This window comes from Psychromonas algarum, assembly GCF_004376845.1.
Lineage (GTDB): Bacteria > Pseudomonadota > Gammaproteobacteria > Enterobacterales > Psychromonadaceae > Psychromonas.
Genome location: NZ_SNUW01000023.1, coordinates 1 through 10,766, shown reverse-complemented (window position 1 = coordinate 10,766; position 10,766 = coordinate 1). Strand labels below are relative to the sequence as shown.

At 34.3% G+C, this 10,766-nt stretch carries 11 protein-coding genes; 4 read left to right on the top strand and 7 right to left on the bottom strand.

All coding sequences use genetic code 11. The features are described 5' to 3' along the window. Positions 1 to 200: 200 nt before the first annotated feature. Genes E2R68_RS13610 through rpoE form a run of 4 tightly spaced genes read right to left on the bottom strand, consistent with a single transcriptional unit; the run spans position 201 to position 2,757 of the window. On the bottom strand, positions 201 to 638 hold the full coding sequence (locus tag E2R68_RS13610) for a SoxR reducing system RseC family protein (protein ID WP_166738864.1): 438 nt from the start codon (positions 636 to 638) through the stop codon (positions 201 to 203). After that, the gene (locus tag E2R68_RS13605; RefSeq protein WP_134278227.1) at positions 638 to 1,633 is read right to left on the bottom strand and encodes a MucB/RseB C-terminal domain-containing protein; all 996 of its coding nucleotides are present in this window, start codon (positions 1,631 to 1,633) and stop codon (positions 638 to 640) included. The genes E2R68_RS13610 and E2R68_RS13605 overlap by 1 nt, the downstream gene beginning before the upstream one ends. An 8-nt stretch (positions 1,634 to 1,641) precedes the next feature. Continuing rightward, entirely contained in the window at positions 1,642 to 2,166 is a 525-nt protein-coding gene (locus tag E2R68_RS13600) for a sigma-E factor negative regulatory protein (RefSeq protein ID WP_134278226.1), read from the bottom strand. A 12-nt stretch (positions 2,167 to 2,178) separates the two neighbouring features. Beyond that, positions 2,179 to 2,757, bottom strand: coding sequence for an RNA polymerase sigma factor RpoE (rpoE, locus tag E2R68_RS13595; RefSeq protein WP_134278225.1), 579 nt, complete (start codon positions 2,755 to 2,757; stop codon positions 2,179 to 2,181). Between the two features lie 169 nt (positions 2,758 to 2,926). On the opposite strand from rpoE, the gene nadB reads away from it, so the two are divergent. Further along, on the top strand, positions 2,927 to 4,558 hold the full coding sequence (gene nadB, locus E2R68_RS13590) for an L-aspartate oxidase (protein ID WP_134278224.1): 1,632 nt from the start codon (positions 2,927 to 2,929) through the stop codon (positions 4,556 to 4,558). Here the strand turns inward: nadB and E2R68_RS13585 are convergent. After that, positions 4,555 to 5,007, bottom strand: coding sequence for a protein YgfX (locus tag E2R68_RS13585; protein WP_134278223.1), 453 nt, complete (start codon positions 5,005 to 5,007; stop codon positions 4,555 to 4,557). The two genes, nadB and E2R68_RS13585, sit on opposite strands and share 4 nt — an antisense overlap. Then, complete coding sequence (locus E2R68_RS13580) at positions 4,979 to 5,230, bottom strand: FAD assembly factor SdhE (protein WP_134278222.1); 252 nt, start codon at positions 5,228 to 5,230, stop codon at positions 4,979 to 4,981. Before E2R68_RS13580 ends, E2R68_RS13585 begins: the two co-directional genes overlap by 29 nt. Before the next feature lie 159 nt (positions 5,231 to 5,389). Between E2R68_RS13580 and ygfZ the strand changes: the two genes are divergently transcribed. Then, positions 5,390 to 6,367 carry a tRNA-modifying protein YgfZ gene (ygfZ, locus tag E2R68_RS13575; RefSeq protein ID WP_134278221.1) on the top strand — a complete coding sequence of 326 codons (978 nt, stop codon included), beginning with the start codon at positions 5,390 to 5,392 and terminating at the stop codon, positions 6,365 to 6,367. Between the two features lie 166 nt (positions 6,368 to 6,533). Beyond that, positions 6,534 to 9,029, top strand: a complete 2,496-nt coding sequence (locus E2R68_RS13570; RefSeq protein ID WP_208380258.1) for a class I adenylate cyclase — start codon at positions 6,534 to 6,536, stop codon at positions 9,027 to 9,029. On the opposite strand, the gene metF is transcribed toward E2R68_RS13570, so the two are convergent. Beyond that, complete coding sequence (gene metF / locus E2R68_RS13565) at positions 9,026 to 9,937, bottom strand: methylenetetrahydrofolate reductase (protein ID WP_134278219.1); 912 nt, start codon at positions 9,935 to 9,937, stop codon at positions 9,026 to 9,028. The genes E2R68_RS13570 and metF overlap by 4 nt on opposite strands. 224 nt (positions 9,938 to 10,161) lie before the next feature. On the opposite strand from metF, the gene metJ reads away from it, so the two are divergent. After that, positions 10,162 to 10,431, top strand: coding sequence for a met regulon transcriptional regulator MetJ (metJ, locus tag E2R68_RS13560; RefSeq protein ID WP_134278218.1), 270 nt, complete (start codon positions 10,162 to 10,164; stop codon positions 10,429 to 10,431). Positions 10,432 to 10,766 lie beyond the last annotated feature (335 nt).

The window sequence follows — 10,766 nt, the reverse complement described above, 5'->3', positions numbered from 1 at the left end:
TTCGAAGCGAACCTCGAAGCGTTAATACGTTGTGAATCATTCTCAAACTCGCTGGGTAACTTGCGTTCCGTCCCGTGTCTGTGGATGCGCATTATAGGGATTGAGATCACATTGGCAAGCGTTTATTACTGTTTTTTGTGATTATTTATTTGAATGCTTAATTAACAAGCAAGTCGTTTAAAAAAACACAGATATGGACGTTATTTTGTACTGATCAGAGTATTTAAACTATTGCTTGGATATAGCCTGGATGAGATAGCCTTAGCGATAAATACACCTATAGCCAGTGAAATTAATGAAATGGTAATCACAATAGGTTCATTATCAATAAATAAATAACTAGAGGTGCTACCAAAAACAAATAAAAGGAGAGGAATAACATAAACAATCATAGAACTTTTAACAATATCTTTATTTTCAATTAATAACTCAATTGATTCATTGATGATCATACCTTCTTTATAAGGCATGGATAATTGATGAGCTTTATCACTAAGACCTTTTGCGACAACTCCAATACCGCAGCTATCATTATTAGCGCATGACTTACAGGCTGATTTTGAAATACATTCAACAACAGCTGTTTTTTCTCCATTAACTACTGTTATATCAATAATTTTTCCTGTTTCATGCAGCACTACTTTACCCTCTCTATTGATGCAGCAATTTTTTCTGCTGTTATTAATGGTATCTCGCCAATAATATTTATTTCAATATTTCCTTGCTGCTCTGTATATAACAAAGTAGATCCACGTTTAATTATATTTTTCTGCTTCACTACTTCTGTATCTTTGGTTGATATATAAGCGGATACACTTACAAGACCATCATTTAACATTAAATATGATATTGGATCTGTATCATGTAGCATGAGACGGTGCTGATCATCTTTTATTATTTTAAAACCGTTAGGCAACCACTTAATATTCCATGGAGCAATTTCTTGGCTCGTTACTTTTGGTATATGTTGTACTTCAGGTGCTTTTTGATGACTTAAATGTTCTAGCCATGGATTAACTGCCTCCGTTACCTTTACAGAAACAACCATAATTTGTTGAAGTATTAAATTGGACTGATTAATAGTATCTATTCTTAATGGTAAATAACTATCTAAATCAAGCCATATAATATAACTGTAGCGATACTCATCTTTACTCAGCATTCTGATAGCAATTACTTTTTTGCCTGCAATGCGTCCTTTTCCAAGAATAATATATTCGTAGTTTTGATTAACCTTCTTAAAATCAAAATTAGCGAAATTAGAAAAAACGCTTTGCTCACGGTTAGTGATTAAACTATACGGCTTCCCACCTTGTTCGTAATAACTAATTTTCCCATCAAATTGTACAAACTCTCGCATTTCTCCATTTAAAAATCGAAAGTAAGTAATAGGCTTACCTTTAATTACTCCGTGGATAATTTGTTTGGGATCAATCTGGTTTTGTACTGTGTTGATATAGAGTAGTTCATAATTTAAATGCTTATATGCTTGTTGCATATTATCTAAATAAGTTAAGGCTGAAAGTTGCTTTCTGGAAGGTGGCGCCTCTATTGAAGAAGCCGCCATTGATTGTGCTAAAGCTAATGATGAAAATAGAGAGAATATTCCAACTAAAAACAATCGGTATTTCATTGTTAACCTTAAGGTTGTGTTTGCAACTGTAGTTGATGATCTTTTAGTAATGCTTCTAAATGTTCATTACGTTCTTTTATATCACTTTTAGTTTGTGCCGGTGAAGTTTGTAAACTAACCGGAGCTGCTCCGCCAAATGGAACAGTACTTAACACTGGAGTAACATTATTGTCAGGGTCAGTAGTTTGATTAACCATTAAACTACTGACCACAACCACCGCGGCTACTGATGCGGCTATTGCATATTGTCCAAAGCGCTTCATGAAAGGAACAACATTATTTTCTACCGCGGTTAGAGGGATTGTTGAGGATACCTTATCTTGTGTTTCATTTGCTACAGCAGCCATGACACTATCAGTAACATCAATTCGCAAGTCTAAGCCTTTGCCTTCATCACGCATGATATCGCCTATTAATTGATATCTTGAGAACTGCTCTTGTAAATCAGCATCATCAAGGAGTTCATTAATAACAACTTCATCATCAAGTTCATTATCTATTAATGCAGATAGCTCTTGTGAATATTCTTTCATTATGGATTCCAATTAATTTTCTAATAAAGGTTTTAGCTGTTTATCGATTGCTTCACGAGCACGGAAAATACGAGATCTAACGGTACCGATCGGGCACCCTTCTATCTGTGCAATTTCCTCATAACTCATACCCTCAAGCTCACGTAATGTTATCGCTGACTTTAGTTCATTTGGCAAATTACTTATCACACCTAAAATAACTCGCTTTACATCTTGAGAATGTAAAATAGCTTCAGGATTATCCCCATCTTTTAAAGCACCACTACCATCGTAACTATCAGCTTCATCTGCATCGATATCTGACGCTGGCGGCCTGCGACTCTGACTTGTTAAATAATTCTTAGCTGTATTTACCGTGATCCGAAATAACCAAGTATAAAAAGCGCTATCACCTCGAAAATTAGGCAATGATTTATACACCTTAATAAATACTTCTTGTGTTACATCCGGTATATCGCCAGAACTACGTACATAACGCGTTAATATATTAGCCACGCGCGTTTGGTACTTACGTACTAATAATGAAAATGCTTGCTGCTCACCGTTTTGAATACGCTGTATTAACTGTAAATCTAATTCTCGCTCATTCATTGAGCTTTTCTACCTATATTTATGGTGAGTCATTTTGATTCTCACAGATATGACTTTTATTAAAAAAGAAAGTTCCAAATAAATTCAAAACAAATGTTTTTTTGGATAAACTCTATGAACCGCAGAATGTTAGTTAATCATTTTATCCAATAATAGAGCATATAATGCCATGGCAGAAAATAAAACAACAACTGAACAGCAATATACATGTGATGTCTTAATTGTCGGAGCAGGCGCAGCAGGTTTATCTTTAGCTTTAAAAATAGCAGTTAATACAAAGGTCATTGTATTAAGTAAAGGTAAACTGTCAGAAGGTTCAACTTATTATGCACAAGGTGGTGTCGCAGCCGTATTTTCTGATGATGATAGTATTGAATCACACTTTGAAGATACTCTAGTAGCAGGAGCAGGACTATGTGATGAAGATGCCGTCCGCTTTACCGTCAGTAATGCCAAAAAAAGCATGCAATGGTTAATTGAGACAGGTGTTGACTTCGATACTGAAGAGAATGAACAAAAACAAACACAATATCATTTAACGAGAGAAGGTGGACACTCTCACCGTCGTATATTGCACGCAGCAGATGCAACAGGCCGAGAAATCGAAGAATCTTTATTAGAAGCTGTACAAAAACATCCTAATATCACATTAATGGAAGGTTTTAACGCGATTGATTTAATTACCACTCGTAAACTTAATCTGCCTGCAAATCGAGTTTTAGGTGCATATGTATGGAATCGAACAGCCGAGCGTGTCGAAACAATTAATGCTCACTTTGTAACACTTGCCACTGGTGGCGCAAGTAAGGTTTATCAATATACCAGTAACCCCGATGTATCGAGTGGAGATGGAATAGCACTTGCTTGGCGTAGTGGTTGTCGAGTTGCCAATATGGAGTTTAATCAATTTCATCCAACTTGCTTATATCATGTAGATGCAAAAAACTTCTTATTATCAGAAGCATTACGTGGGGAAGGAGCGTTATTATTACGTCCCGATGGAACTCGCTTTATGCCCGATTTTGATGAACGTGGTGAATTAGCACCTCGAGATATTGTTGCACGTGCCATAGATTATGAAATGAAACGTCTTGGAGTTGACTGCATGTACTTAGATATCAGTCATCAACCAAAAGAATTTATTATTAAGCACTTCCCTACTATTTACCATCGCTGTTTACAGCTTGGTATCGATATTGCTGAGCAACCAATGCCTATCGTTCCTGCTGCTCACTATACTTGTGGTGGCGTAATGATTGATCATCATGGACAAACAGATATCGATGGCTTATATGCAATAGGGGAGGTCACTTATACAGGCCTGCATGGGGCAAATCGTTTAGCTTCAAATTCATTATTAGAATGCATTGTTTATGCTCATGCCTGCGCAAGAGATATTACTAATCGTATTCCATCATATAGACAGCGTAAATTTGCTAAAATTCCAGACTGGGATGACAGCCAAGTAGAAAACTCAGATGAGCAAGTAGTTATTCAACATAATTGGCATGAGCTACGTTTATTTATGTGGGATTACGTTGGTATTGTACGTACAGATAAACGTTTACAACGAGCACTAAGTCGAATTGAATTATTACAACATGAAATCACTGAGTATTATAGTAACTTTAAAGTAGGGAATAATTTACTCGAGTTAAGAAATTTAGTCCAAGTCGCTGAATTAATAATAAAAAGTGCAATTCAAAGGAAAGAAAGTAGAGGTTTACATTACAATTTAGATTATCCAGATCATAGTGATGAAAAACCTAAACCAACTATCTTAAATCCAAATAGAGACTAAGCGGTATGCTTACGATTAATAAGACGTGCCAATAAACGGTAGTCTTTTTCTGGAATACCATCATAAAACACAACAAACCATTTTTTAGGTGTGTTGTGTTTTTTGGTGCCTTTTATTAAAAATTTATCTTCCATTTCAACACACAGAAAAATAAACCAAGCATTATAAAAAGATCGTGTACTAACCTGACCTATAAAACGACCAAGCTGATTTATTTCAATATAACCATCTTCTGAGACTTCACACTGAAATAAAGGAAGCTTTAATAAATAGACTAAAGAGCTAAAAGCGACCACATATACAATTAAAAATAAGAAGCTAAACCAATCTACTCCCCATAATAAAAACATTAAAATGGCACTAACAACAAATAACGTTAGTACCAATATTTTTACAAATAATGATGGTCTACTTTGGATCTTATACTTTAACACGTTTGATAATGACATCTACAATCTCAGCAAGCTGAGGATCAGGACATTTTTCGTGCCCCATAAACCAAGCAAATAATTCTGGATCTTCACAGGTTAATAGGCGCTGAAAATACAGTTTATGCGTTGCACTTAGCCCACTATATGCTTCTTTTACAAAAGGCATAAATAGCACATCAAGCTCTAGCATTCCTCGACGACAAGCCCATAATAAACGAGAAAGAGGTACCTCTTCTGTCATGACTAATATTTCCTTTTAAAAATAGAATAAAATGAAGGATTCTTTTATAAAGTGCACAACATCATAACAACAACATTTTATTAACAGCAACTACTGACAAAATAGGTTGTGAGCTATAACATTGTAAAAAAACAAATTCGTCCATAAATGAGGTCAAACATGCTAACACTTAGTCAACTTGAGAACATTAGCCAACTACCCGACTTAGTTCTTTGTCCACTTAATAGCTGGGATTTAATCAGTGTAACAGGTGAAGACTGTATTGCCTTTTTACAAGGGCAATTAACCTGTGATCTTGAGAAGTTAGTACCGGGACAACAAACCTTAGCAGCACACTGTAATCCACAAGGAAAAATATGGAGTATTGCTCGTGTAATTGTTTTAGAAGATCGTATTCTATTAACTCAGCCTAGCTCAGTGTCTAGGATACAATTACCAGAACTTAAAAAATATGCCGCTTTCTCTAAAGTCTCAATACAAATAGAAACTGAATATCAGGCATTTGGTTTAGCTGGCTGTAAATCAGCGGAATATATTGCAGACAAAAAAGATATTATCGCCAATCACGACACGAGTAACTTATTAGTAGACGGCTCTATTATTATTAAGCAACCTTATCCATCATTGCGTTATCTTATGATAATGAAAAATGATATCGCAGAAACCTGTATAGCCGATTTAAAAAATAAAGCAGAGCTTTTTGATGATAGCTTATGGAATGCAATGAACATTGCTTCTGGAGTTGGTTTTATTGAAGCCGAAACATCTGCACAATTTATCCCTCAAATGTTAAATTTACAGGCGCTCGATGGTATTAGTTTTACCAAAGGTTGTTATATTGGCCAAGAAACTGTTGCACGAGCTAAATATCGAGGTGTTAATAAACGAGCATTATTTATTTTAACAGGACGCTCTGTTGGTTGCCCTAAAGTAGGACAGACTGTTGAAGTGTTAATGAATAATAATTGGAAACGAGTTGGCACTGTAATTTCCGCATGCCAATATGGTGATGGACATATTGAGGTCTTAGCTGTTTTACCAAAAGAGATCAATACTGAAGATATTTTCCAAATAAAAGAAGTAGAAAATTCAACTCTTTATTATGCGCCATTACCTTATCAAATAGCAGCAGAATAACCCCATCAAAGACTACTTCTTTTAGCATAAGATGAAGAGAAGTAGTCTATTTACTATACAACCCATATCGGAACGCTGCCTTTACCAATAATAAAATATAATGTTATGATGGTCACAGTTTTTTGTGGTTTAATGATAATTAACGCCTTACCTAATGGAACACAAATTGAATCAAGAAATCATCCAACTACGTGATAAAGCTGACGAGTTTACTCGCCTACGCGTAAGATCTGCAATTGCGATGATGAAACAAGATGAAGTTGATGTTTTTCAAAGTTTTACCTTATTATTACACTTCAATAATCCCTCATTACCTGGTTACATTGAAGGCGATGTGCCTACTGGAATTTATCAATTTAGCCCAACGAAGCAACATCAATCGATGGTGCAACGGTTATTTGCAACCAACCTACCTGATCCTAATACAACACCTCCAGAAATCATTGGTTTATATGCAATGGGTAGTACTTCATCAATTGGTCAATGTTCTGAAAGTGACCTTGATATTTGGATTTGTTATTCACACCAACTCGATCCTAAAAGAGTCTCATTGCTTAATCAAAAAGCATGGGAAATCACCTACTGGGCTGAAAGTTTAGGGGTAGAACTTAATTTTTTTCTCATTCCAGATAATAAATTTCGAGTTAATAACAAAGCAGAATTAAGTATCGATTCTTGTGGTACATCACAGCACATGTTGTTGTTAGATGAATTTTATCGAACATCTCTTCGCATTGCTGGTAAGCGTATCCTGTGGCGTCAAATACCACATGAGCATGAATATAATTACGATAATTATGTAAAGAATCTTTGTGAAACAGGGCAAATAAATGCTGATGACTGGTTAGATTTAGGTGGATTACACTGTGTCCCTGCTGATGAGTTATTTGGTGCTACATTATGGCAATTATATAAAGGCATCGATAATCCATATAAAGCAACATTAAAAACCATTTTAATGGAGGCCTATTCTTGGGAATACCCAAACATAGAATTGATTTCAACAGCCTACAAAAAAAGCTTTCAAGAGCAAGACTCTTATAATGAAGACTTAGACCCATATTGTTTAATGTTAAGTAAAGTAAGTGATTACTTAATAAGTATTAATGACTTACAGCGACTAGAATTAGTACGTGTTTGCTTTTACTTTAAAACAGAAGAAATGCTATCAAAAGCCCCGGTTAGTGAAAATACCGCTTGGCGCCGCACAATATTAAATAAATTAATTAAGCAATGGGGTTGGAGTGATAGCCAACTTGCAGACTTAGACAATCGTAACAACTGGAAAATTCGAGAAGTTCAGCAAGCAAATACTTTATTACTTGATGCATTAATGATGAGTTATCGTAATTTAATAAAATTTGCTCGTGATAATAATATTAGTGAATCAATTAGTGCTGAAGATATTAGTATTTTGTCACGTAAATTATACGCGGCACATGAAACCCTACCTGGAAAAGTTGATATTATTAACCCTAATATATCTCCTAATTTAGTTGAAACAGACCTTAGTCTTATTCAAATACCAGAACAGCAAAAAAATAAAGCTGGCTGGTATTTATTCAATAGTACATTAGAAAATTTTGAACTAGCAGTTACTCCATCAATTGGTTACTCACCTTATTTATCAAAGATAATTGCTTGGAGTTATGTAAATGGTTTATATGATGAAGATACTCAACTGCATTTATATAACCAAGGTTCAGATTTAGTTGATAAAAACCTTAATCAATTTGCTAAAGATTTATATTCTGTATTTCCTATTTATGTACCTAAAGCAAGCAATAAAGAATTAAGTTCACCATGTGTTATTAAGCATTTATCTATTTTCTTGAATGTAGAAAAAGATCCAACAAGACATTGGCAAGACACTGAAGAAAGTGCATTAAATCAAGTTGATAATGTAATGGCTTATGGTGAAAATAAAGAAAGCTTAATCGGAAGTATTGATTTTATATACCGAAACTCATGGAATGAAGTACGTACTTTACATTTTAATAATGAATTTTCTGTAGTTGAAGCACTTAATACTATCCTTTCAAAAATGCATCAAGATGCTTCACCGCCAGAACAAATAGACCTATTTTGTTATAGCCGCCATTTTAGTGAACAAATATGCCAGTCCTTCGGTAGTAAATTAAATGAATTTATTCAATTACGTTTGCAAACCGTTAATACAAAATCAGTACAAACTTTATGGACAAGCGGTAGAAAGTTTGGATTTTTCTTTGAACGCAAAGGTGTTTCATTACAACATCTTGAAAGTACTGTTGATATCTATAGTCATATTTCTAAAAAGAAATTATCAGCGAGTTCAATTAACTTAAAAATAACGCATTTTGATCAAACAGCTAATATAATTGAATCTCATATCAGCGAAGGGCTTATTCAATTCTTTTTTGAAAACTATAATGATGGATTCAACATTTATATTGCTAACGCAGAAAATGATGTGGAAACCTTTTTAAATTTTGCTGGCTCTAAAGATGACTTTGTGCAAAACGTAAATCGATTTTATGCCTCTAATAGCCACTTATCTGATGCATTAGACGAACAGATCAATTTCAATTTGCCACAGTTTTATGACATCTCTTTAAATGATGATAAAACACTTTCTTTAAACCCATTTAAAAGTGGCAAAACATCCTCACTCAACAATTAATTACTATTTGGTCGTAAGCCGAGTGAATGGCAAATAGCATAACTTAAATCACTACGGTTTAAGGTATAAAAATGAAAATCTTTAACCCCCTCCTGACTTAAAACTTTAACCATCTCAATTGCTTGATTTGCACCTATTAAATTACGAGTTATAGGATCATTATCAGTGCCTTGATAAAGTTTATGCATCCAATCTGGTACATGAACATTAGTCATACCTGCAAACTTTACTAACGTTTTATAATTAGAAACAGGTAAGATCCCAGGAACAATATCTTCTTCAATCCCCTGTTTAATACATTTATCTCGAAAGCGAAGATACGTTTCAGCATCAAAGAAAAACTGTGTAATAGCGCAATTTGCTCCTGCATCAAATTTAGCCTTTAATACTTCTAAATCAAATTGTGCTGAACGTGCTTCTGGATGTTTTTCAGGATATGCTGCAACAGATATATCAAAATCACCTTCTTGTTTTAGCAAGATAACTAAATCAGTAGAATACATATGCGGTTTCAGCTCCCCTTTAGGTATATCTCCTCGCAGCGCCACAATACTATGAATATCATTCTGCCAATAATCGCGAGCTATATTACGTAACTCATCCTTAGTGGCATCAATACACGTTAAATGAGGAGCAGCAACCATGCTTGTTTTGGATTTAATATCTTTAATTATTTCATGAGTCTTATCTCGCGTTCCTGAATTAGCACCATAAGTAACAGATACAAACTTAGGTTTTAAAGTCTTTAAACGCTCAATAGAATCCCATAAAGTATTTTCCATCTCTATTGATGCAGGAGGAAAGAACTCAAAAGAAACACCTACGTGCTGGTTAATATTTGCTATATTTTGGTTAAGTTGGGCTAAGTGGCTAGCAGAAATATAATCGCTTTTAATAACAGTATTCACATTAAATCCTTAAAATAGTTTAGCCGTCTAAACGGCTTTAATAACTAACAATGTAATTTATTATTAGATATTATCAACTAATTAAAATAAACATGAAAATAACTAACAATAAGTTGAATTAACTTCAAATTAGATAGCTAGACTTCTAGCCCTCTTTACGCTCAGATTGCTATGTATAAAATCTCAAGGTAAAATAGAGGCACATTTTTTAAAAGGTTATTACTATGTCAACAAAGTGGAATGGCGAATACATTAGCCCTTATGCTGAACACGGAAAAAAAAGTGAACAAGTAAAAAAGGTAACTGTTTCAATACCAACTAAAGTACTAAAAATACTGACAGATGAGCGTACAAGACGCCAAGTAAATAATCTTCGTCATGCTACAAACAGTGAATTGTTATGTGAAGCTTTTTTACATGCTTATACAGGCCAACCATTACCAGAAGATGATGAGCTAGATAAAAACCAAATAACAAACGAAACAGAGAAGTAAAACAACAACTAAAAAGTCAAACAACTACCCTACTGGGTAGTTCCTTTCTTATTTTTAAATGACACAATTTAATTATCAGTTTCATAGGTGATGGATATAGTAAAACCTAATTTTCTATAACTTTTACCAACCAATTTGTATGAGTTATTTTCTGAAAATAACTGATGATATTAAAGGGAATTTATTCTGCAGGATTGGAGTTTATATATAATACCAATTCCGTTAATTAAGTTTCCAATTTAGTCCAGTCTCTAAAGCATAATGAAATGACTCGGCTTGTGTCTTCGCAGAAGCTGTTCCAAGCCCTACAACATTGATCGACTATGTCGTTATAA

What these genes read in the sequence shown, in the direction of transcription:
- ygfZ (WP_134278221.1), top strand. Translation starts at nt 5,390, where the DNA reads ATGCTAACACTTAGTCAACTTGAGAACATTAGCCAACTACCCGACTTA.
- metJ (WP_134278218.1), top strand. Translation starts at nt 10,162, where the DNA reads ATGTCAACAAAGTGGAATGGCGAATACATTAGCCCTTATGCTGAACAC.
- nadB (WP_134278224.1), top strand. Translation starts at nt 2,927, where the DNA reads ATGGCAGAAAATAAAACAACAACTGAACAGCAATATACATGTGATGTC.
- E2R68_RS13600 (WP_134278226.1), bottom strand. Translation starts at nt 2,166, where the DNA reads ATGAAAGAATATTCACAAGAGCTATCTGCATTAATAGATAATGAACTT.
- rpoE (WP_134278225.1), bottom strand. Translation starts at nt 2,757, where the DNA reads ATGAATGAGCGAGAATTAGATTTACAGTTAATACAGCGTATTCAAAAC.
- E2R68_RS13580 (WP_134278222.1), bottom strand. Translation starts at nt 5,230, where the DNA reads ATGACAGAAGAGGTACCTCTTTCTCGTTTATTATGGGCTTGTCGTCGA.
- E2R68_RS13585 (WP_134278223.1), bottom strand. Translation starts at nt 5,007, where the DNA reads ATGTCATTATCAAACGTGTTAAAGTATAAGATCCAAAGTAGACCATCA.
- E2R68_RS13605 (WP_134278227.1), bottom strand. Translation starts at nt 1,633, where the DNA reads ATGAAATACCGATTGTTTTTAGTTGGAATATTCTCTCTATTTTCATCA.